A 21,157-nucleotide genomic window follows, 5' to 3' on the forward strand; every position below is an offset into this window, starting at 1 on the left:
AAAACGCCCGCAATGGATTGCGGGCGTTTTGGCAGTTTTGCAATGGATCAGAAGCCGGATTTGATCATCTCAAACTCTTGCGTCATGCGGTCGCGCATCGCCGGGTCGATCGGCACCTGCGACAGCAAAATACCATCGACCGGATCGACGTCATGCGCCTTCAACTCCTCCAGCGGGATGTCTTTCATCGCCACGTCATTGGCGTGGACATAGCCGAAATTGTCCAAAAGCCCCTTGGCCGAACCGTGATCGAGCCAAGCGTTGATGAAATCATAGGCCTTTTCTTCTTTGCCGGGGCCGTCCTTGAAGTTGACATAGCCGCAGAACCAGTTCGCCACGCCTTCTTTCGGGGTGCGCTGGAACGCAACTGGCACGCCTTCTTTTTTCATATTGGCGACGCCATCGTTCCACGTCCAAGCGATCACCACTTCGCCGGTTTTCATCAGCTGCGCCAGCTCCGACGGATCGGCCCAGTAGGTGCGGACATTGGCATGGGCCAGACGCAACCAAGCGGCGGCGGCGGCAAATTGTTCGTCGGTCACATGGGTCCAATCCGAAACGCCTGTGGCCAGCAGGGCCAGCGACCAGGTGTCATCGGTGTTGTCGGGCAGCGAGATTTTGCCCGCGAAGGCCGGATCGACGAAGACTTGCAGCGAGGCGACCTGCTCGGGCTTCACCAGATCGGTGTTATAGGCCACGGCGGTATAGGCACCGTCGGTGGGAATATACCACACGCCCGTGTCATCGGCGAAGATCTTGGAGTTCTTGTAGCGCTCGCCGATCTCACCATAGAGCGGGATTTTGCTGACATCCCACGGCTCGATCAGGCCCGCGTCACGGTATTTCTGCACCATCTGCGCGCAGGGATGGGCGACATCGGCTTTGAAACCGTTGGAGACTTTCTGGAAGGCTTCGTCATCGTCGCCGAAGAAGGAATAGGTCGGCATATCGCCGTTTTTGGCAGCGTAAGCCTCGATCAATGCCTGATTCTCAAAGCCCGCCCAGTCGAAGACGGTGAGGTCTGGGTCGGCGGCATGGGCAAGACTGGCGAAGCTGAGCGCGATGGCCGTGCTGGCGAAAAGTTTCGTGAGGCGCATGGGGTTCCTTCCGGCTGTTAGGGGGCCACTTATGTCTGCTGCGGCCTGAGGATGGCGCAAGGCTAGAGCGGGCGTCGGGTTGGCTCAAGACCTTATTGCAGGTTCGCTCGGGTTGCGCGGCTTTTGCAGCGGGCGTCTGGTTGAATTTTGGTCAAAGCACGCGGGCGTGGCACTATTCGCTGCGCTTTGGCTGACTGGCCTTGCGGCTTTAGACGAGCCAGCGGCTTTGGGGGGCCAGCGGTTTTTGGGGCCAGCCCCGAGCCGCATCGGGTATTTGGGCAGGGCGGACGCACAACCGCATTCCAAGCGTCGGGAATTTGGCAGTGTCTCAGTTTGAAATTTGCCGGGTTTACGCCTTGGCCATCCTTGGTTAAGTTTGCTTCGAACTCGCTCTTAAGCGGGGTCTGCCACAGCACCTATGCGGGGCTGCGGCTTGGCTGGAAGACCTGCCACGGCCTTTGCAAAACCCGTGGACTCCAGCTGGGCCGTTTGTCTGAACCGCAATGAGAGGTGTTTGATGACCAAGCTTGATCTGAATTTCGTGCGCAGCCAGTTTCCGGCTTTTGACAGCCCGGTGCTGTCGAGCCATGCTTTTTTTGAGAATGCCGGGGGATCTTACCCCTGCCGTCAGGTGGTGGACCGGCTGCATCGGTTTTATCTGGATCGCAAAGTGCAGCCCTATGGCCCCTATCCGGGGGCGCAGGCGGGCGGGGCCGAGATGGACGAGGCGCGCGCGCGGCTGGCGGGGCTGATGGGGGTGAAGGCGGAGCAGGTGTCGTTTGGGCCCTCGACCAGCGCCAATACTTATGTGTTGGCGCAGGCGGTGCGGGTGTGGCTGAAAGGGACCAATGCCGCGATTGTGGTGACAAATCAGGATCATGAGGCGAATTCTGGGGTGTGGCGGCGGTTGGCCGACGAGGGTATTGAGGTGCGCGAGTGGCAGATTGATCCGCAGACCGGGAGTTTGGACTCGGCGGATTTGAGCGCACTGCTGGCGGATGGCAAAGTACGGATGGTGTGTCTGCCGCATTGCTCGAACGTGGTGGCTGAGATCAATGATGTAGCGGCGATTTCCGCACTGGCCAAGGCGGCTGGGGCGCGGGTGGTGGTGGATGGGGTGTCTTACGCGCCGCATGGGCTGCCGGATTTTGCGGCTTTGGGCTGCGATGTGTATCTGTTTTCGGCCTATAAGACCTATGGGCCGCATCAGGGCATCATGCTAATCTCTGAGGAATTCGGCGCGGAATTGCCGGCGCAGGGGCATTATTTCAATGCAGGCAGCCTGTATAAGCGCTTTACGCCTGCCGGGCCGGATCATGCGCAGATCGCGGCTTGTGCCGGGATGGCGGATTATATCGACGCTTTGCACGGGCATCATTTCGGGGCCGAAGCGGATGCTGCGGCGCGGAACCGGGCGGTGCATGATCTGATGCGCAGCCATGAGATTACCGTGGTGGCACCGCTGCTGGACTATCTCGCGGCGCGCAATGATCTGCGGTTGATCGGGCCGCGGGCGGCAGAGGCGCGTGCGCCCACGGTGGCGGTGGTGCTCGATCGCGCGGCGGAGCCTGTGTCAGAGGCTTTGGGGCGCGAGGGCATTGCGTGCTGGGCGGGCGATTTCTATGCGGTGCGGCCATTGACGGCGATGGGGGTGGATCTGGAGCAGGGCGTGCTGCGGATGTCGCTGGTGCATTACACCTCGGCGGCGGAGGTTGCGCAGTTGATCGGGGCGCTGGACCGGGTGCTGTAGCGATTTTTGAGAAAAATCGTGGACGATTTCCGTGGCGGAAATGGGGGGGGCTGTGCGCCCCCCGCTCCGCTCCCCCCCTCAGGATATTTGAGCAGAGCGGACGGGCAAGTGATCTGATCGGGCGGTGGCTGCGTAAGCAGTTGAAACGATGTGGGATGTGATGGCAGATCAGCCTTTGATTTTATGGTTTCGGCGGGATTTTCGGCTTTCAGATCACCCGATGTTGGCGGCGGCTGTGGCCTCGGGTCGGCCGTTGTTGCCGGTGTTTGTGCTGGATGCTCAGGCCGAGGCTTTGGGCGCTGCGGCGAAATGGCGGCTGGGGCTGGGGCTGGTGCGGTTTGCCCAAACGCTTGCCGCGATGGGGCAACGGCTGATCCTGCGGCGCGGCGATGCATTGGCGGTGTTGCAGGGTTTGATTGCTGAAACCGGGGCTGCGGGGGTGATGTGGCAGCGGATGTATGATCCGCAGGCGGTGGCGCGCGATACCGGCGTGAAGGCGGCGCTGAAGGCGAAGGGGCTGGTTGCCGAAAGCTTTCCGGGGGCGCTGTTGATCGAGCCTTGGGACGTCGCGACCGGGCAGGGCGGCTATTACAAGGTCTATTCGCCGTTCTGGAAGGCTGTGTCGGCGCGTGGGTTTGCGCCTCCGGTGCCTGCGGTGACGGCGATGCGTGCGCCTGATATTTGGCCTGCCTCAGAAGATCTGGCCGATTGGCAGATGGGCGCTGCGATGCGGCGCGGGGCGGTGGTGTGCTTGCCGCATCAGCGGGTGGGCGGGGCGGCGGCGCTGGCGCGGCTGGATGAATTTATTGATACGGCGGTGGAGCGTTACCGTGTGGCGCGGGATTTTCCGGGGGTGATAGGTGCTACCTCGGGTCTGTCGGAAAACCTCGCTTGGGGCGAGATCGGGCCTCGGACGATTTGGGCGGCGGGGCAACGGGCGCTGCATCAGGGCGATGCCGGGGCGGAGCAGTTCTGCAAGGAACTGGTCTGGCGCGAGTTTGCTTATCATCTGATGCACCACTCGCCGCATATCCTGACGCAAAGCTGGCGTGAGGGTTGGGAGGATTTCCCGTGGCGCGGTGACAACCGCCAAGCCGAAGCGTGGCGGCGTGGCATGACCGGCGAGCCGTTTGTCGATGCGGCGATGCGCGAGATGTATGTCAGCGGGCGAATGCACAATCGGGCGCGGATGGTGGTGGCCTCATATCTGACCAAGCATCTGCTGACCGATTGGCGGCTGGGGCAGGCGTGGTTTGCCGAGTGTCTGACCGATTGGGATGAGGCCGCCAATGCGATGGGCTGGCAATGGGTGGCAGGCTCTGGCCCCGATGCGGCACCCTATTTTCGCGTGTTCAACCCCGCCGGACAGGCTGAAAAATTTGACAGCGATGGGGCATATCGGCGACGCTGGATTGCAGAGATATCGGCCAAGCCGGGGCCAGAGGCGCAGAGCTATTTTGCAGCGGTGCCAAAGCGCTGGAACCTCGCGGTGACGCAGACTTACCCGGACCCGATTATCAGCCTCGCCGACGGGCGGGCGCGGGCACTGGAGGCCTATGCTGCGCGGGGTCGCGCTGCGGGGCAAACCGAGAAAGATGGGAGAGAATGATGGAGGTGTTGACGACGACCAAAGGCGAAAAGCACCTGCCGCGCTATTTTTCCGCCGTATTCGAACTGGCGCAAAAGCTGCGCAACGGGCGGTTGGATTTCGTCCTGCCGGATGGCCGCCGCTTTCGCGTCGAGGGGCAAAATCCGGGGCCAGTGGCGGAGATTACCGTACACGACCCGGATCTATTCGCGCGGCTGATCCGCGAGGGCGATCTGGGGTTTTGCGAGGCCTATGTCGAGGGCGGCTGGTCCAGCCCTGACCTGATGACCTTCATGGATCTGGTGCATGAGGGCAATGGCGAGGTCTACGATGCCTTCCCCGGCATGGCTTTGGTGCGGGCGTATGAGCGGTTTCGGTTCTGGCTGCAATCGAACTCGAAACGCCAAGCCAAGAAGAACATCGCGCATCACTATGATCTGGGCAATGACTTTTACCGCCTGTGGCTGGACGATACCATGACCTACTCGTCAGCGATTTACCGCACTGGGCAGGAAAGCCTTGAGACCGCACAGGCGCAAAAATATGCCTCGATGGTGGATCAGATGGGCGCGCAGCCCGGTGATCATGTGCTGGAGATCGGCTGCGGCTGGGGCGGGTTTGCCGAATATGCCGCGAAAGAGCGTGGTCTGCGGGTGACGGCTTTGACGATCAGCCAAGCGCAACATGATTTTGCCGTGGCGCGGATGCAACGGTTGGGGCTGCAGGATAAGGTAGAGATCAAGCTGCAAGACTATCGCGATGAGACTGGGCTTTACGACGGCATCGCCAGTATCGAGATGTTCGAGGCGGTGGGTGAGAAATACTGGCCAGTATATTTTGACACCGTGCGCAATCGCTTGAAGCCGGGGCGCAATGCGACGTTACAGATCATCACCGTGCAAGAGGCACGATTTGAAATCTATCGTAAAAGCGTTGATTTCATTCAGAAATACATTTTTCCCGGCGGGATGCTACCCAGCCCCTCGGTGCTGAAGCGTGAGGCGGAACGCGCCGGGCTGCGGGTCAAAGGCTCCATTGAGTTTGGCAAAAGCTACAGCCAGACGCTGCGGCGCTGGTATGCCACGTTCAATGCGCGCTGGGCCGAAGCGGCTGGGCTTGGCTTTGATGAGAGATTCCGGCGGATGTGGAACTTTTATCTCGCCTCTTGTGCTGGCACGTTTGAGGGCGGAAACTGCGATGTAACGCAGATCACGCTGACCCGCCCGATTGCAGAGGTGGGGACGGCGTGATCTGAGCTACAGCCAAGAAGGATCGCCATGCCCACTGCCTCTAAACTTGTCGCCGCGGTGGCTTATGCGCTGCTGGGCTTTCTCGCAGCGCAGACTTTTGTCAAATATCTGCCCGAGGGCACGCCCTTGGGCTATTTCCGCGAGATCACGGCAGCGATTGGCTTCATCACCGGCTGGCTGGTGATGGGCAAGCTGACCCGCAAGGGCTACCGCGAGGCGATAAACTCGGGGCTGGTGACGGCGCTGCTGTTGGTGTTCTGGGCGCTGCTCGCGTTTTCTCTGTACTTCATGATCAAGAAATCCATGCGGATGATGTATGACGGCCCGATGGAAGCGGTTTTGGGGGTGTTCCAGCTGATGTTTGATTACGGCAAAATGCTGTTGGTGCCGGATATGCTAGGGGTGATCTTGGTGGGTGGCATTGTCGCTGGCATGGTCACCGAATGGGCCGGGAAGCGCTGGTCTTGAAGCATCCGTATTTCTTCTGCGGTGCCTTGCGGTACCAGCCGCTGCTCGAGGCCGTGCTGGGGCATGAGGTGGCGGCCACCCCGGCTTGGTTAGCGGATTATGCGCTGTATTGGGTGAAGGATCGCAGTTTTCCGATCCTGATTGCAGAGCCGGGTGCGCAGGTCGAGGGGATTTTGGTCACGGCTGGCTCTGAGGCCGATGTGGCGCGGATGGATTTCTTTGAGGGCGGTTTTGGGTATAGCGGCCGCGCCATGGCGGTGATGCAACACGACGCGGTGGTTGAGGCCGTGGTGTTTCACCCCGAGGCTTGCGCGTCGCAGTGTGAGCGCGGCGGTGTTTGGGCGTTGGAGCAGTGGCAGTCGCAATTTGGCGCAGAATTTGTCGCGATGGCCAAGGATTATCTGGCGCTGTTCGGGGTGAAGCCGCCGCGCGCGGTAGCGGCACGGTTTGAGCAGATGCTGGCGCGCGGGGCGTCTCGGGTGCGGGCATCTGGTGCTGCACCGACAGACCTGCGCCATCGCGCCGGGGTGGGGGATGTGTCGGTGGCGGCTTTGCGCGAACCCTACGCGCGGTTTTTCGCGATGGAAGAAATCGACGTCAGCTTCCGCCGCTTTGACGGCAGTATGAGCCCGCAGGTGACGCGGGCCGGGTTCATCGGCTGTGATGCGGTGACGGTGCTGCCCTATGATCCGCTGCGTGACCGGGTGCTGGTGGTCGATCAGTTCCGTGCCGGGCCCTATCTGCGCGGCGATCCGCAGCCTTGGCAGATTGAGGCGATTGCGGGTCGGATTGACCCGGGAGAAACGCCGGTTGAGGCGGCGCGGCGTGAGGCGGTGGAGGAGGCAGGCTTGGTGTTGACCGATCTGCTGCCGGTCGCCAGCTACTATCCGACGCCGGGGTGTTCGGCAGAGTTCTTGTATTCATTTGTTGCGCTGACCGATCTGCCCGATACGGCGGCGGGGGTGTTTGGGGTGGAGGGCGAGGCGGAAGATATTCGCGGCCATCTGATCAGCTTTGATCGGCTGATGGCGCTGGTGGCTTCGGGAGAGATTTCCAACGCGCCGACCGTGCTGACCGCGTTTTGGCTGGCACAGAACCGGGATCGGTTGCGCAAGGCCTGACCCCGCGCAACCGATTTTTGAGAAAAATCGTGCCGGAATTTTCGAAAATTCCGGTTGCGCGGGGGTAGGCGGTGTTACAGCGCCAGCTTGGTCCAAGCGCCGTTTCTGGCCGATGAGCGCACGCAGGCATCGACAAAAGCGACGCCTTCAAGGCCCTCTTTCAGCCCCGGAAAGCTGACCGCGCTGTCCAGTAGGCTGCCGTCGCGGCGGGCGATAATGGCGCGGCCTGCCTCGGCATAGATATTGGCAAAGCCTTCCAGATAGCCCTCGGGGTGGCCGGGGGGGATGCGCGTCAGGCGGGCGGCTGCTTCGCCCGAGCCTGCGCCGCCACGGGTCAACCGATAGCGCGGCGCGCCCAAGGGGGTGACCCAGAGGTAGTTGGGGTTCTCTTGCTCCCATTCAATGCCCGCTTTGGTGCCGTACATCCGCAAGCGCAGGCCGTTTTCTTGGCCTGCCGCGACTTGGCTGCACCACAGCATCCCGCGCGCGCCAGAGGTATAGCGCAGCAGGACATGGGCGTTGTCATCAACGCGCCTGCCGGGGACGAAGCTTTGCAGGTCGGCGGCGAGTTCGGCCAGCGTCAGACCGCTGACGAAATTGGCGAGGTTGAAGGCATGGGTGCCGATATCCCCCGTCGATCCGCCCGCACCGGAACGGGCCGGATCGGTGCGCCAATCGGCTTGTTTGTTGTCGACCTCATGCGCCAGCCAATCTTGCGCGTATTCAACCTGCACAAGCCGGATGTCGCCGAGATCGCCTGCCTGCACCATGGCTTTGGCTTGGCGGATCATCGGGTAGCCGGTGTAGTTGTGGGTTAAAGCGAAGACGACGCCCGAGGCTTCGGCGGCTTTCGCGAGTTTCTTGGCCTCGGGCAAAGTCGCCGTCAGCGGTTTGTCGCAGATGACATGGATGCCGCGTTTCAGGAACTCCAAGGCGACGGGGGCGTGCATGTGGTTGGGGGTGACGATGGCGACGGCCTCAATGCCGTCCTTCCGACGCGCCTCTTTCTGCGCCATTTCGGCGAAAGAGCCATAGCTGCGTGCCACGCCCAGATCGGCGGCAGAGGCGGCGGAGCGTTCGGGGTCGGATGAAAACGCGCCTGCGACCAATTCGTATTGGTCGTCGATGCGCGAGGCGATGCGGTGGACGGCGCCGATGAAAGCGCCGCGGCCGCCGCCGACCATGCCAAGGCGGATGCGGGGGCTGCGGGCGGTATGGGCTGCGGTGATCGCCATGGTTTACTCCAATCCCAACATGCGGCGGTTGGCGGCGCGGTCGGTACCTGCGTCTGCGAAGTCGTCGAACGCTTTCTCGGTCACGCGGATGATCTGTTTGGCGACATAGGCAGCCCCTTCGCGCGCGCCGTCCTCGGGGTGTTTGATGCAGCATTCCCATTCGACCACCGCCCAGCCGTCAAAGCCGTATTGGGTGAGTTTTGAGAAGATACCGCCGAAATCGACCTGCCCATCGCCGACCGAGCGGAAGCGGCCCGCACGATTGATCCAAGACTGAAAGCCACCATAGACGCCCTGGCGGCCTGTGGGGTTCAACTCGGCATCCTTGACGTGGAACATCTTGATCCGCTCGTGGTAGATGTCGATATGCTCAAGGTAATCAAGATGTTGCAGAACGTAGTGGCTGGGATCATACAGCATGTTGGCGCGGGGGTGGTTGTTGACGCGCTCTAGGAACATCTCAAACGAGATGCCGTCATGCAGGTCTTCGCCGGGGTGAATTTCGTAGGCCAGATCAATGCCGCAGGCATCGGCATGGTTCAAAAGCGGCGTCCAGCGACGGGCGAGTTCATCAAAGGCTTCTTCAACCAGACCCGCCGGGCGCTGCGGCCATGGATAGAGATAAGGCCAGGCCAGCGCGCCCGAAAAGGTGGCATGGGCGGTGAGGCCAAGGTTCTTGCTGGCGGTCAGGGCTTTGGTGACCTGATCCACCGCCCAAGCCTGCCGGGCCTTCGGATTGCCACGCACTTCGGGGGCGGCGAAGCCATCAAATTGAGTGTCATAGGCGGGATGGACGGCGACCAACTGGCCTTGCAGGTGAGTCGAAAGTTCGGTGATTTCGACGCCATTCTGCGCGGCGATGCCAGTCAATTCGTCGCAATAGGTTTTCGAGCTGGCGGCTTTGTCCAGATCAATCAGCCGCGCATCCCATGACGGCACCTGCACGCCCTTGTAGCCACAATCGGCGGCCCATTTGGTGATCGAATCGAAGCTGTTGAACGGGGCCGCGTCGCCTGCGAATTGCGCCAGAAACAGCGCCGGTCCTTTGATCGTCTTCATAATCTCTCCCTAGTTTCCCGTGCGGAAGTCCGACGCTTGCGGCACTTCCAGTGCTTGTCCTTCATCCGGCGCGCGACCCTCAATCGCGGCCACCACAGCGCGGGCCAGAAAATTTCCGGCGCGGGCCACATCCTCATTCACCACGATCATCTCTTTGCGAAAGCGGTGCAACAGCCGGATGGCTTCTTTTGACACAACATCGAAATCCTGGCCGATGCGCAAGCCTGCGCTTTCCGCTCCTGCCACTGCCGCAATCGCCCCGGTGGTGGAGCCTGCGATGATCGCATCTGGTGCCGTCCCAGAAAAGCTACGTGCAATGTCGGCTTCGATGTCATCGGCGGAACTGTCCGAGGTGACGCCATCGGCCAATTCAAACCGCATACCCCGCGCGGCGGCTTCTTGGCTGGCCCCCATGATCATATGGCGGGCGTACATGTGGTTGCGCGGCGGGGCGATCATATAGACATGACCACGCTGCCGTTCAGCCAACGCCTGCACGGCAAGGCGACCGAAGCTTTCATTGTCATAGTCGAAATACGGGTGATCGAGCCCCATATCGGTGCGGCCATGCGTGGCGAAGGGGATGTGATGCTCGGTCATATAGCGGATGCGCGGATCGTCGGGCTTGGTCTGGTTCAGGATGATGCCATCGGCGCTTTCGGTTTCAACGATGTAGCGCACCGGGTCCATCGGGTCTTGGTCGCGGAAGAACGGCATCACCACCAGATGGTAGGCGGTACCGCGCAGGGCATCAGCGATGGAGTATAGAAGTTTCGAGGTGTGGTTCATCACATCGGATTCGGTGGACAGCAGCAGGGCAATCACATTGGTCTTTCCTGTGCGCAAACGCACAGCGGCGCGGTTCTGCCGGTAGCCGAGTTTCAACGCAGTTTCGCGCACCCGGCGCTTGGTTTCCTCACCAATATCGGGGGCATCTTTCAGCGCACGGCTGACCGTGGCAATCGCAAGGCCGGTGGCGGCTGCGATGGTTTTCAGCGTGGGCCGTTCCGCCCCGACAAGGGGCAGGGGTGATTCTGTCATCGCATCCATTCCCGAAGCCTGCCGCTTCTTTTGGCGGTATTCCGCGCAATCTTCCAGCCCAGTGATTCGCCCTTTCCCTTTGCGACCTGCGGCGGATGTCCGGTTCAGAGTGATCGTAATCCGCGCCAACTTGCCCATAATTTCAGAGGCTTCCTCGCACGCAAGCAGCAACGCCCAAGCCGAAGATCCTGCACATACCACCCGCAATCAAGGCGCAGAATTTTACAACCGACAAGCGAAAAGATTGCTTGATTGGGAAAACTATAACGTTATAGGATCAAACTATAACGATATAGACGACAAAAATATCAAGCGATTTGGCAGAATGCCAAACGATCTGGGAGGATCACATGAAGAATTGGAAACTGGCCGCTGGCCTGTTGTTGTCGGTTGCGCTGCCGTCTGGGGCCCATGCCACCGATCTGGAAGTTACGCATTGGTGGACCTCTGGCGGCGAAGCGGCGGCGGTGGCTGAGCTTGCGAAAGCCTTTGACGCGTCGGGCGATCACTGGGTTGATGGCGCGATTGCAGGCGGCGGCGATACCGCCCGCCCGGTGATGATCGCACGCATCACTGGCGGTGATCCGATGGGGGCGACGCAGTTCAACCACGGCCAGCAAGCGCTGGAGCTGGTGCAGGCTGGCTTGATGCTGGATCTGACTGATGTGGCCGAAGCCAACAAGTGGCGCGACGTGATCAACCCGATCTCGCTGCTGGACGGTTGCACGATTGACGGCAAGGTCTACTGTGCGCCAATGAACATTCACTCGCCGGAATGGCTGTGGATCAACAACAAGATTTATGAAGATCTGGGCATCCCGATCCCGACCAACTGGACCGAATTTGTGGCCTCTGCCCCGCAAGTGGAAGCCGCTGGCAAGATCCCGTTGGCACTGGGCCGTCAGGCTTGGCAATCGAACCTTGCGTTCAACGCGATTGCGGTCGGGATTGGCGGGCTTGATCTGTGGAAGAAGGTCAATGTCGATAAGGATATGGAAGCCGCTGCTGGCCCCGAAATGCTGAAAGTGTTCCAAGCCTCGGCCGATGCGCGCAAACTGGCGTCGAAATCGACCGTGCAGGACTGGAACCAAGCCACCAACATGGTGATCACCGGCGAGGCTGCGGGGCAGATCATGGGTGACTGGGCGCAGGGTGAATTCGCGGTTGCGGGCAAGGTTGCGGGCAAAGATTACACCTGCCTGCCGGGTCTTGGGCTGAACGCTTACCTTTCGACTGGCGGCGATGCATTCTATTTTCCGAAACTGGCGGACCCTGAGAAGGAAGCCGCACAGAAGCGTCTGGCTGCGCTATTGGTCAGCCCGGATGTGCAAGTCGCTTTCAACCTGAAGAAGGGCTCGCTGCCGATCCGGGGTGATATCGACATGTCCGCTGCCAACGACTGCATGAAGAAGGGTCTGGAGATCCTGAAATCCGGCAACGTCGTCCCCGCTGGCGATCAGGTCTGGTCGCCGGATGTGCAAACCCAGTTGGGCGATATGCAAAGCGAATTCTGGAGCGGCGATATGACCCCAGAAGACGCTCAAGCGCGCTACGTCGAAATCCTGAAAACCGGGCTTTAAGCCTTCGACTGCAAAAGCGCCGCCCGACCCGTTCGGGCGGCGCTTTTGTGACCAAGTGCGGATTTGGGGGGGAGAAGCAGAGCATGGCAGGAAAACCTAAGGGGCTGCGGCTGTTTCGCAACCTGAACGCCAAGGTCGCAGCGGTGCCGATGGTGCTGACCACCATGGTGGTGTTTGTCGGCGGCACGTTGTGGACGGTGCTGTATTCCTTCACCAATTCCAAGCTGTTACCGAGGTTGGAGTTTGTCGGCATCGACCAATACAAGCGGCTTTGGTCGAACGATCTGTGGAACGCTGCGATCTGGAACCTCGCGTTTTATGGCGTGATGTCGCTGGTTTTCACCATCGTGATGGGTTTCGTGCTGGCGGTGCTGCTGGATCAGAAAATCCGCTTTGAAGACACTTTCCGCACCATCATGCTGTATCCCTTTGCGTTGTCTTTCATCGTCACGGGTCTGGTCTGGCAATGGATTTTGAACCCCGAGATGGGGATTCAAGAGGTGGTCCGCCGCATGGGGTTTGAGACCTTCACCTTTGATCCTTTGCACAATCCGAATACCGTTCTCTATGGCCTGCTCATCGCGGGGCTGTGGCAGGGCACCGGGTTTACCATGTGTCTGATGCTGGCGGGTCTGCGCGGCATTGACGAGGATATCTGGAAAGCCGCCCGCGTTGACGGCATCCCGAAATGGAAAACCTATATCTTCGTGGTGATCCCGATGATGCGCCCGGTGTTTATGACCACTTTGGTGATCGTCGCGGCTGGCATCATCAAGCTGTATGATCTGGTGGTGGCGCAAACTTCGGGTGGGCCGGGCAATGCCAGCCAAGTGCCTGCAATGTATGTCTATCGCTACATGTTCACCGCACAAAACCTCGGCCAAGGCTTTGCCGCCAGCACGATGATGCTGTTGTCGGTGCTGATCGTGCTGGTGCCTTGGGCCTATCTGGAATTCGGAGGCAAAAAGCATGGCTGATGTAGCAATTCACGCCGCGACCGTCGTGCAGCCACGCGGGGCCAAGCCGAAGCGACGGTTCTCGGGCGGCAATATCATGCTCTATGGCACGTTGTTTGTGGTGTCGGTCTACTACCTGCTGCCGCTTTGGGTGATGGTGATGACCTCGCTCAAAGGCATGCCGGAAATCCGCATGGGCAATATCTTTGCGCCGCCGGTCGAGATCACCTTTCAACCTTGGGTCAAAGCATGGTCCGAGGCTTGCACCGGGTTGAACTGCGACGGGCTCTCGCGCGGCTTCTGGAACTCGGTGATGATCACGGTGCCCTCGGTGATCATCTCGATCATTGTGGCCTCGGTGAACGGCTATGCGCTGGTGAACTGGCGCTTCAAGGGGTCGGAGGTGTTCTTCACCATCCTGATTTTCGGCTCGTTCATCCCCTATCAAATCATGCTCTATCCGATCGTGATCCTGCTGCGTGAGATGCACATTTACGGCACCCTCTACGGTCTGATCCTTGTGCATACGATCTTCGGGATGCCGATCCTGACCCTGCTGTTTCGCAACTATTTCAGCAGCTTGCCGGAAGAATTGTTCAAAGCTGCGCGCGTCGATGGCGCCGGGTTCTGGCGGATCTACTTTCAGATCATGGTGCCGATGAGCCTGCCGATTTTCGTCGTCGCGCTGATCTTGCAAATCACCGGCATCTGGAACGACTTCCTGTTCGGCGTCGTGTTCACCAAGCCCGAGATTTACCCGATGACGGTGCAGCTCAACAACATCGTCAACTCGGTGCAGGGGGTGAAGGAATATAACGTCAACATGGCGGCGACGTTGCTGACCGGCCTTGTGCCGCTGATCATCTACTTCGTCTCTGGCAAACTTTTTGTTCGCGGCATTGCTGCTGGCGCCGTGAAAGGCTGACCCATGACCCATTCTATCCAAGTCAAAGACCTGAGCTTGAATTTCGGTTCGGTTTCGGTGCTGAAAAACATGAATATCGACGTGGCCGAGGGCGAGTTTATCGTGCTGCTGGGGCCGTCTGGCTGCGGGAAGTCGACGCTGCTGAACTGTCTGGCGGGGCTTTTGGACATCACCGACGGTGAGATTTGGATCAAGGGCAAGAACGTCACTTGGGCCGAACCCTCGGAGCGGGGCATTGGCATGGTGTTCCAATCCTATGCGCTTTATCCGCAGATGACGGTGCGGGGAAACCTGTCGTTCGGCTTGAAAAACGCGCGGATGCCGAAGGAGGAAATCGACAAACGCATCGCGCGGGCGGCGGGGATTTTGCAGATTGAGCCGTTGCTGGACCGCAAGCCCGCGGCTTTGTCGGGCGGGCAGCGCCAGCGGGTTGCCATCGGGCGGGCGCTGGTGCGCGATGTCGATGTGTTCTTGTTTGACGAGCCGTTGTCGAACTTGGATGCCAAGCTGCGCAGCGAATTGCGTGTGGAAATCAAGCGCTTGCACAGCCGTCTGAACAACACGATGGTCTATGTGACGCATGACCAGATTGAGGCTTTGACGCTGGCCGACCGCATTGCGGTGATGCGCGGCGGCCTTATCCAGCAACTCGCTGCCCCGCAGGAAATCTACAACCGCCCGTCGAACCTGTTCGTGGCGGGTTTCATCGGCAGCCCGTCGATGAACTTCCTGCATGGGGCGACGATTGACGGCGGTGCGGCGTTTCAATTCGCCAGCACTAAGATCAGTCTGGCGGGCTACGAGGGCGGTGCGATCTTGGATCGCCCCAAAGCCATCCTCGGCCTGCGCCCAGAGCATCTGCATATTCAAGACCACGCGGAACCGGGCCTGACCATCCCGGCAGTGGTCGAGATTGACGAGCCGATGGGGGCCGACAGTTTGGTCTGGCTGGAGGCCGAAGGCGGTCTGAAAATGTCGGTCCGCGTGCCGGTGGAACGCCGCATGGCCTCCGGCACAACTGTGCATCTGAAAGTGGATATCCCGAAAGCGTCGATCTTCGACACGGTGAGTGAACAGCGGGTCTGACATGATGGATTTGGCCGAAGGCTGGACGCTTTCTGACGAAAGCGGTGCATATTCTGTAGCCTTCACCCTGCCGGGGGATGGCATCAGCGCGTTGCATAGCGCGGCCGCGATTGCCGATCCCTATTGGGGCCGCAACGAATACGATCTGCGCTGGATTTGTGGCCGCGATTGGGTCGCCAAGCGCAGCTTTAGCACCAGCCGCACTGACCTTGTGCTGGTGGTGTCGATGCTGGACACTGTGGCGGAAATCGCGGTGAATGGCGTCACGGTGTTGGCATCGGACAACATGTTCCGCAGCTACCGCGTCGATCTTTCCGATGCGCTGCGCTTGGGCGAGAATGACATCGCGATCACCTTCCGCTCGCCCGAGCTGGAGGCTGCCAAGCGGCAGGCCGCACAGCCGTATTTCGTGCCGTTCTCTGCCAACAACACCCCCATCCACAATGGCAATATGCTGCGCAAGCCGTCGTGCGATTTTGGCTGGGATTGGAACATCGCTCTCGGCAGCTTCGGTGTTTACGGCGACTTTTATCTCGAACCGCGGGCCCAAACGCGCATCACTGCGGTGGGGGTTGCGCAGTCGCATTCCGCCCATCGCGCCGTGGTGACGGTGACGGCGGATGTCGAAGGTGAAGCTGAGGGGGCTGAAGTGTCCTTTGCGCTGTACGGCCTGACCACCCAAGCCAAAGTGCAGCGCGGGCAGGCGATAGCAGCGCTGGTGGTGGAAAACCCGGCTTTGTGGTGGCCGGCAGGGCAGGGCGCGCAGCCGCTGCATGATCTGGTGATCGAATTAGGCGATCAAGTCTTGATCCGTCGTATCGGCCTGCGCGATGCCGCCTTGGTCAATGTCAAAGACGCCGCAGGCCTGGGCTTCAAGTTCCGCATCAATGGCCGCGACATCTTTGCCAAGGGCGCGAACTGGATTCCGCAGGATGCTTTGTCGGGCCGCATCACCCCTGAAGCCACCCGCGATCTGCTGCAATCAGCAGTCGATGCCAGTATGAATATGATCCGGGTCTGGGGCGGTGGGCGCTACGAGCCGGACTGGTTCTACGATCTTTGCGATGAACTCGGCCTGATGGTCTGGCAGGATTTCATGTTCTCTTGCCATATCTATCCTGCCGATAGCGCGTTTCTGGCGGATGTGGCGATTGAGGTGGCCGAACAGGCCAAGCGGTTGCATTATCACGCAAGTCTGGTGCTGTGGTGCGGTGATAATGAATTGATCGGGGCGCTGACATGGTTCCCTGAAACCCGCGCCAACCGTGATCTCTATCTGGTCGGCTATGACCGTCTGAACCGCACGATTGAAACCGCGTTGAAGGCAGCGGTGCCGGGGGCGGTCTGGTGGCCCTCCAGCCCTAGCCCCGGCCCGATGGATTTTGGCGATGCTTGGCATGATGATTCAAAGGGCGATATGCACTTCTGGTCGGTCTGGCACGAGGGCCGCGATTTCGACCATTACCGCGATGTAAGCCCCCGGTTTTGTTCAGAGTTTGGCTTTCAAAGCTATCCGTCGATGGATGTGATCCGCAAATTCGCCGATCCGAAAGATTTCAACATTGCGGCCCCGGTGATGGAAAGCCATCAGAAGAACGCTGGCGGCAATGCCCGGATTGCCGAGACGATGTTCCGCTATTTCCGCTTCCCAGTGGATTTCGAGAATTTCGTCTATCTCAGCCAAGTCCAGCAGGGCTTGGCGATCAAAACCGCCGTCACGCATTGGCGCAGTCTGAAACCGCATTGCATGGGCGCGCTGATCTGGCAGTTGAACGACACTTGGCCGGTGTGTTCGTGGTCGAGCCTTGATCACGGCGGCGTCTGGAAACTGCTGCACCATATGGCGAAACAGTTCTTCCAAGCGGTGTTCGTCTCGGCGGTTCCGGTCGCGGGCGGCATCGAATTGCGCGCGATCAACGATGGCACGGCGCTGGATGTGACAGTGAAAGCGATGGCTGTGGCGATGGATGGTAGCATTCGCGACTTGGCCGAAGCCACGGTCAATGTCGCCGAAACCGCCGTTCTCGCCCTGCAAATCGACGCCACCGATCTCGGCGCGCAAGAGATGCTGGCCTACACTTGGTCTGACGGCAGCACGCTGATTTCCGGCGATACTTTCGCGCCAAAGCCTTACAAACACTACGATCTTCTGCCCGCGCATCTGACCCATCAGGTCCGCCAAACCAATGGCATCTACGAAATCACCCTCACCGCCGAGGCCCTCGCGCTGTTTGTTGCCGTCGAATCCGATCAGCCGGGGCGGTTCTCGCACAACGCCGTGACGCTGTTCCCCGGCTATCCCGCCACGATCACCTTTACCCCCGCGCAACCTGGTGCTGCGCCCCGTTTCACCATCCGAGACCTTCATTCCGCGACCTATGGTCCGACTGCCTGAGGAGGCACTTATGTTCAGCTATCAACTCTATTCCTCGCGCAACTTCCCGCCCTTGGCTAAGACCTTGGAAATGCTGGCGCAAACGGGCTACCGCGCCGTCGAAGGCTTCGGCGGGCTTTATGCCGACCCAGCGGGCTTGAGCGATCTGCATGCGGGTTTGCAGGCCTGCGGGCTGAAAATGCCTTCCGGCCATTTCGGGCTGGCGCAAGTCGAAGATACCCCGGATTGGGCGATCACAGTCGCCAAGACTTTGGGCATGGAACAGGTGATCGTGCCGTGGATTCATCCCGATGAGCGCCCCACCACCGGCAAAGGCTGGCATGATCTGGGGGTGCGTTTGCAAAAGGCGGGCGGGCCGATCCGCGATGCCGGGTTGAAATTCGGCTGGCACAACCATGACTTTGAATTCGTCAAAACCGCCGACGGTGCCATTCCGCAAACCGCTTTGTTTGAAGGCGGGCCGGACCTCGCATGGGAAATGGATGTGGCTTGGGTGGTGCGCGGTGGTGCGGACCCGTTGGCGTGGATTGACACCCATAAATCCCGCCTCATCGCCGCCCATGTCAAAGACATCGCCCCGAAGGGCGAAAATCTCGCCGAAGATGGCTGGGCCGATCTTGGCTATGGCGTCGTGGACTGGGCGACGATCCTGCCCGCTTTGCGCAAAATCGGCGTCACGAACTTCGTGATGGAGCATGACAACCCCACCGATCACGCGCGCTTTGCAAGCCGCTCGCTGGCCTCGGCGGAAAAGCTGTAAGGAATTATCATGGCAAATCTGGGCATTGGCATCATCGGATGCGGAAATATCTCGACCTCTTACCTGCGGCTGGCACCATTGTTCAAAGGGCTGGAGGTGCGGGCGGTGGCCGATATGAACATGGCCACCGCGCAGGCGCGCGCGGCGGAGTTTGGCGTCAAAGCGCAGTCGGTCGATGACCTGTTGGCGAATAGTGACGTCGATGTGGTGATCAACCTCACCATCCCCGACGCGCATTATGCGGTGACCAAACGGATTCTGGAGGCTGGCAAGCACGCCTATTCCGAAAAGCCGCTGGTGCTGACGCTGGCGGAAGGCGTGGCGTTGCGCGATCTTGCGGCCAGCAAGGGCCTTGCGGTGGGTTGCGCGCCGGATACGTTCTTGGGCGGCACCCATCAGCAGGCCCGGGCGCTGATTGACGAGGGGAAGCTGGGCACGATCACCACCGGCTGCGCCGCGATCCAAGGCCATGGGCCCGAAAGCTGGCACCCCAGCCCGGAGTTCTTCTACCTGCCCGGCGCAGGACCGATCATGGATATGGGCCCCTATTACATCGCCAATCTGATCAACCTGCTCGGCCCGGTGCGTCGTGTGGGGGCGCTGACCTCATCGGCCACCCCGACCCGCGCCATCGGGTCCGGCGATCGGGCAGGGCAAGAGATTGCGGTGAAAACCCCCAGCAATATTCAGGCGTTGCTGGAGTTTCACTCAGGCGCCACCATTAGCTTTTCGGCAAGCTGGGATGTCTGGCACCACAAGAGCAATCATTTTGAACTCTACGGCAGCGAGGGCACGCTTTATGTCCCTGACCCGAACTTCTTCGGCGGACCGCTGGAAATGGCGGGGCGCGACGGTGTGCTGCAGACGGTTGCGGCTTGGGATCATCCGTTTAGTATCGTCAACCAGAAGGGCCATCGCGGCGAGGATCAGGCGAATTACCGCACCGCGGGCATGGCCGATATGGTGCTGGCGATCACCGAAGGCCGCGATGCGCGCTGCTCGCTGGAGCGGACCCTGCACGGCGTCGATGTGATGACGGCGGCTTTGCGGTCGGGCGAGACGGGGGAGTTCATCACCCTGACCACCACCTGCACCCGCCCCGCCGCTTTGGGGCCGGATCAGGCGCGGGCGTTGCTGCGCTAAGGCTGGAACCGGGGGTTTTCCAACCCCCGGACCCCCTTAGGATATTTGAGCCAGAGGATAACCATGATCGAGAACCCGGTGCTGCGCGGCTTTAATGCCGATCCGTCGATCTGCCGGGTGGGCGGCGACTACTACATCGCCACCTCAACCTTTGAGTGGTATCCTGGCGTGCAAATCCACCATTCCCGCGATCTGGTGAATTGGCGGCTTGTGGCGCGTCCGCTCAACCGTGCCAGCCAGTTGGACATGCGCGGCAATCCTGACAGCTGCGGGGTTTGGGCACCTTGCCTCAGTCATGCCGATGGCAAGTTCTGGCTGGTTTACACGGATGTCAAACGCCTCGACGGTGCGTTCAAGGATGCGCACAACTACATCGTCACCGCTGAAGCGATTGACGGCTATTGGTCGGACCCGATCTATGTCACCTCCTCGGGCTTTGACCCCTCGCTGTTTCACGATGACGATGGCCGCAAATGGTTCACCAACATGCGCTGGAACCATCGGCCCATCGGCAGTGGCCTCAACCCCGCGCAGGATCGCTTTGATGGCATTGAAGTGCAGGAATGGCACCCCGAGCGCGGCCTTCTGGGTGAGGTGACCACGATCTATACCGGCACATCTCTGGGCCTGACCGAAGCGCCGCATCTCTTCAAACGCAATGGCTGGTATTATCTGACCACGGCAGAGGGCGGCACGGGCTATGATCATGCAGTGACAATGGCGCGGTCGCGTCAGCTGCACGGGCCTTACGAAACCCACCCCAACCAACACCTGATGACCGCCCGTTTCGCCCCCGGCAATCCGATCCAGCGCGTCGGGCATGGTCAGTATGTCGAAACGCCTGAGGGCGAGGCCTTCCACAGCTACCTCTGTGGGCGGCCCGTGCAGGGACCGCATGGCGCGTTCTGTGCGATGGGGCGCGAAACCGGGCTGGCCAAATGTATGCGGGTGGAGGATTGGCTTTACCTTGAGGGCGGCGGGCTGGTGCCGCCTGCCACCCTGCCTGGGCCTGCGCGCGCGGCGGGCCCGCCGACCGTGCATGATCTGACCACCACTCTGCCGCCTGAATTCCAATGGCTGCGTACCCCGTATCCCGAGCGGATTTTTCAGATGACCGGGCAGGCTCTGCGCCTGATTGGCCGCGAAAGCTTGGGCAGCTGGTTTGAACAGGCCCTTGTCGCCCGCCGCCAAGAACACCAAGCTTACCACGCCGAGACCACCCTCAACGCCGATCCGCCCAACTGGCAACGCGCGGCGGGCCTCACCACCTATTACAACCGCCACAAATTCCACGCCGCTTTGATCACCGATGAACCCCAGATTGGCCGTTGCGCCCGCATCATCTCTTGCATCGGCGATCCGACCGAGGCGTTGACCTTCACCGACCCGGTGCCGCTGCCAGATGGCCCGATCACCCTGTCGGTCAAAGTCGACCGCACCAGCCAGCAATTCTTCTGGGCGCAGGGCGCAGCACCGCAACCGCTTGGCCCGGTGCTCGATGCCTCGGTGATCTCGGATGAAGGCGGGCGCGGTGAACATGCCTCGTTCACGGGAGCCTTTGTTGGCATGATCGCCTACGATCTGACCGGGCAGGGCTGGAGTGCCGATTTCACCCGTTTCGCTTATCATCCCGCCGCCTGATAAACGCCGGGCTTGCAACGCAGGCCATTGCCGTCATAAACGGCGCTCAGAGCAATGAGTGC

The 21,157-nt window shown here is 60.5% G+C and carries 17 protein-coding genes; 13 read left to right on the plus strand and 4 right to left on the minus strand.

Annotated elements, in window-relative coordinates; genetic code table 11:
• Positions 1–47: 47 nt before the first annotated feature.
• A complete protein-coding gene (locus tag ACS5RD_RS12175; protein ID WP_489927645.1) occupies positions 48–1,097 on the minus strand; it encodes an extracellular solute-binding protein in 1,050 nt (349 codons plus the stop codon).
• A gap of 517 nt (positions 1,098–1,614) precedes the next feature.
• On the opposite strand from ACS5RD_RS12175, the gene ACS5RD_RS12180 reads away from it, so the two are divergent.
• The 5 genes from ACS5RD_RS12180 to ACS5RD_RS12200 all read left to right on the plus strand — a co-directional run bounded on the left by ACS5RD_RS12180 (position 1,615) and on the right by ACS5RD_RS12200 (position 7,274).
• On the plus strand, positions 1,615–2,847 hold the full coding sequence (locus ACS5RD_RS12180; protein ID WP_489927646.1) for an aminotransferase class V-fold PLP-dependent enzyme: 1,233 nt from the start codon (positions 1,615–1,617) through the stop codon (positions 2,845–2,847).
• Between the two features lie 157 nt (positions 2,848–3,004).
• Positions 3,005–4,456 carry a cryptochrome/photolyase family protein gene (locus ACS5RD_RS12185; RefSeq protein ID WP_489931370.1) on the plus strand — a complete coding sequence of 484 codons (1,452 nt, stop codon included), beginning with the start codon at positions 3,005–3,007 and terminating at the stop codon, positions 4,454–4,456.
• The gene (locus ACS5RD_RS12190; RefSeq protein ID WP_054005057.1) at positions 4,456–5,685 is read left to right on the plus strand and encodes an SAM-dependent methyltransferase; all 1,230 of its coding nucleotides are present in this window, start codon (positions 4,456–4,458) and stop codon (positions 5,683–5,685) included. Before ACS5RD_RS12185 ends, ACS5RD_RS12190 begins: the two co-directional genes overlap by 1 nt.
• 27 nt (positions 5,686–5,712) lie before the next feature.
• A complete protein-coding gene (locus tag ACS5RD_RS12195; RefSeq protein ID WP_489927647.1) occupies positions 5,713–6,153 on the plus strand; it encodes a TrgA family protein in 441 nt (146 codons plus the stop codon).
• On the plus strand, positions 6,129–7,274 hold the full coding sequence (locus ACS5RD_RS12200; RefSeq protein ID WP_489927648.1) for an NUDIX domain-containing protein: 1,146 nt from the start codon (positions 6,129–6,131) through the stop codon (positions 7,272–7,274). The genes ACS5RD_RS12195 and ACS5RD_RS12200 overlap by 25 nt, the downstream gene beginning before the upstream one ends.
• Before the next feature lie 74 nt (positions 7,275–7,348).
• Here the strand turns inward: ACS5RD_RS12200 and ACS5RD_RS12205 are convergent, their stop codons facing one another.
• From ACS5RD_RS12205 to ACS5RD_RS12215, 3 genes are read right to left on the minus strand one after another with little or no spacing between them, the layout of a single operon-like run.
• Positions 7,349–8,509, minus strand: coding sequence for a Gfo/Idh/MocA family protein (locus ACS5RD_RS12205; RefSeq protein ID WP_489927649.1), 1,161 nt, complete (start codon positions 8,507–8,509; stop codon positions 7,349–7,351).
• A gap of 3 nt (positions 8,510–8,512) precedes the next feature.
• Positions 8,513–9,568 (minus strand): sugar phosphate isomerase/epimerase family protein, encoded by a 1,056-nt coding sequence (locus ACS5RD_RS12210; RefSeq protein WP_489927650.1) that lies wholly within the window; start codon positions 9,566–9,568, stop codon positions 8,513–8,515.
• A gap of 9 nt (positions 9,569–9,577) precedes the next feature.
• Positions 9,578–10,609, minus strand: a complete 1,032-nt coding sequence (locus ACS5RD_RS12215; protein ID WP_489927651.1) for a LacI family DNA-binding transcriptional regulator — start codon at positions 10,607–10,609, stop codon at positions 9,578–9,580.
• 350 nt (positions 10,610–10,959) lie between these two features.
• Here ACS5RD_RS12215 and ACS5RD_RS12220 point away from each other — a divergent pair, with 350 nt between their 5' ends.
• The 8 genes from ACS5RD_RS12220 (at position 10,960) to ACS5RD_RS12255 (ending at position 21,095) form a co-directional block, all read left to right on the plus strand.
• On the plus strand, positions 10,960–12,189 hold the full coding sequence (locus ACS5RD_RS12220; RefSeq protein ID WP_489927652.1) for an ABC transporter substrate-binding protein: 1,230 nt from the start codon (positions 10,960–10,962) through the stop codon (positions 12,187–12,189).
• Positions 12,190–12,272: 83 nt separating this feature from the next.
• Positions 12,273–13,166 (plus strand): carbohydrate ABC transporter permease, encoded by an 894-nt coding sequence (locus ACS5RD_RS12225; protein ID WP_489927653.1) that lies wholly within the window; start codon positions 12,273–12,275, stop codon positions 13,164–13,166.
• Complete coding sequence (locus ACS5RD_RS12230) at positions 13,159–14,070, plus strand: carbohydrate ABC transporter permease (protein WP_489927654.1); 912 nt, start codon at positions 13,159–13,161, stop codon at positions 14,068–14,070. Before ACS5RD_RS12225 ends, ACS5RD_RS12230 begins: the two co-directional genes overlap by 8 nt.
• A gap of 3 nt (positions 14,071–14,073) precedes the next feature.
• Complete coding sequence (locus tag ACS5RD_RS12235; RefSeq protein ID WP_489927655.1) at positions 14,074–15,156, plus strand: ABC transporter ATP-binding protein; 1,083 nt, start codon at positions 14,074–14,076, stop codon at positions 15,154–15,156.
• A gap of 1 nt (position 15,157) precedes the next feature.
• Positions 15,158–17,551 carry a beta-mannosidase gene (locus ACS5RD_RS12240; RefSeq protein WP_489927656.1) on the plus strand — a complete coding sequence of 798 codons (2,394 nt, stop codon included), beginning with the start codon at positions 15,158–15,160 and terminating at the stop codon, positions 17,549–17,551.
• Between the two features lie 10 nt (positions 17,552–17,561).
• A complete protein-coding gene (locus ACS5RD_RS12245; RefSeq protein ID WP_489927657.1) occupies positions 17,562–18,311 on the plus strand; it encodes a sugar phosphate isomerase/epimerase family protein in 750 nt (249 codons plus the stop codon).
• 9 nt (positions 18,312–18,320) lie between these two features.
• On the plus strand, positions 18,321–19,454 hold the full coding sequence (locus ACS5RD_RS12250) for a Gfo/Idh/MocA family protein (protein WP_489927658.1): 1,134 nt from the start codon (positions 18,321–18,323) through the stop codon (positions 19,452–19,454).
• Between the two features lie 63 nt (positions 19,455–19,517).
• Positions 19,518–21,095, plus strand: coding sequence for a glycoside hydrolase family 43 protein (locus ACS5RD_RS12255; protein WP_489927659.1), 1,578 nt, complete (start codon positions 19,518–19,520; stop codon positions 21,093–21,095).
• Positions 21,096–21,157 lie beyond the last annotated feature (62 nt).

It is taken from the genome of Cypionkella sp. PAMC25878, from assembly GCF_058135695.1.

Bases quoted from the DNA above. Each gene is read 5' to 3' on its own strand.
- ACS5RD_RS12200 (WP_489927648.1), top strand. From the start codon at position 6,129: ATGGGCCGGGAAGCGCTGGTCTTGAAGCATCCGTATTTCTTCTGCGGT.
- ACS5RD_RS12245 (WP_489927657.1), top strand. From the start codon at position 17,562: ATGTTCAGCTATCAACTCTATTCCTCGCGCAACTTCCCGCCCTTGGCT.
- ACS5RD_RS12180 (WP_489927646.1), top strand. From the start codon at position 1,615: ATGACCAAGCTTGATCTGAATTTCGTGCGCAGCCAGTTTCCGGCTTTT.
- ACS5RD_RS12215 (WP_489927651.1), bottom strand. From the start codon at position 10,609: ATGACAGAATCACCCCTGCCCCTTGTCGGGGCGGAACGGCCCACGCTG.
- ACS5RD_RS12175 (WP_489927645.1), bottom strand. From the start codon at position 1,097: ATGCGCCTCACGAAACTTTTCGCCAGCACGGCCATCGCGCTCAGCTTC.
- ACS5RD_RS12235 (WP_489927655.1), top strand. From the start codon at position 14,074: ATGACCCATTCTATCCAAGTCAAAGACCTGAGCTTGAATTTCGGTTCG.
- ACS5RD_RS12250 (WP_489927658.1), top strand. From the start codon at position 18,321: ATGGCAAATCTGGGCATTGGCATCATCGGATGCGGAAATATCTCGACC.
- ACS5RD_RS12190 (WP_054005057.1), top strand. From the start codon at position 4,456: ATGGAGGTGTTGACGACGACCAAAGGCGAAAAGCACCTGCCGCGCTAT.
- ACS5RD_RS12195 (WP_489927647.1), top strand. From the start codon at position 5,713: ATGCCCACTGCCTCTAAACTTGTCGCCGCGGTGGCTTATGCGCTGCTG.
- ACS5RD_RS12230 (WP_489927654.1), top strand. From the start codon at position 13,159: ATGGCTGATGTAGCAATTCACGCCGCGACCGTCGTGCAGCCACGCGGG.
- ACS5RD_RS12225 (WP_489927653.1), top strand. From the start codon at position 12,273: ATGGCAGGAAAACCTAAGGGGCTGCGGCTGTTTCGCAACCTGAACGCC.
- ACS5RD_RS12220 (WP_489927652.1), top strand. From the start codon at position 10,960: ATGAAGAATTGGAAACTGGCCGCTGGCCTGTTGTTGTCGGTTGCGCTG.
- ACS5RD_RS12210 (WP_489927650.1), bottom strand. From the start codon at position 9,568: ATGAAGACGATCAAAGGACCGGCGCTGTTTCTGGCGCAATTCGCAGGC.
- ACS5RD_RS12255 (WP_489927659.1), top strand. From the start codon at position 19,518: ATGATCGAGAACCCGGTGCTGCGCGGCTTTAATGCCGATCCGTCGATC.
- ACS5RD_RS12205 (WP_489927649.1), bottom strand. From the start codon at position 8,509: ATGGCGATCACCGCAGCCCATACCGCCCGCAGCCCCCGCATCCGCCTT.
- ACS5RD_RS12240 (WP_489927656.1), top strand. From the start codon at position 15,158: ATGATGGATTTGGCCGAAGGCTGGACGCTTTCTGACGAAAGCGGTGCA.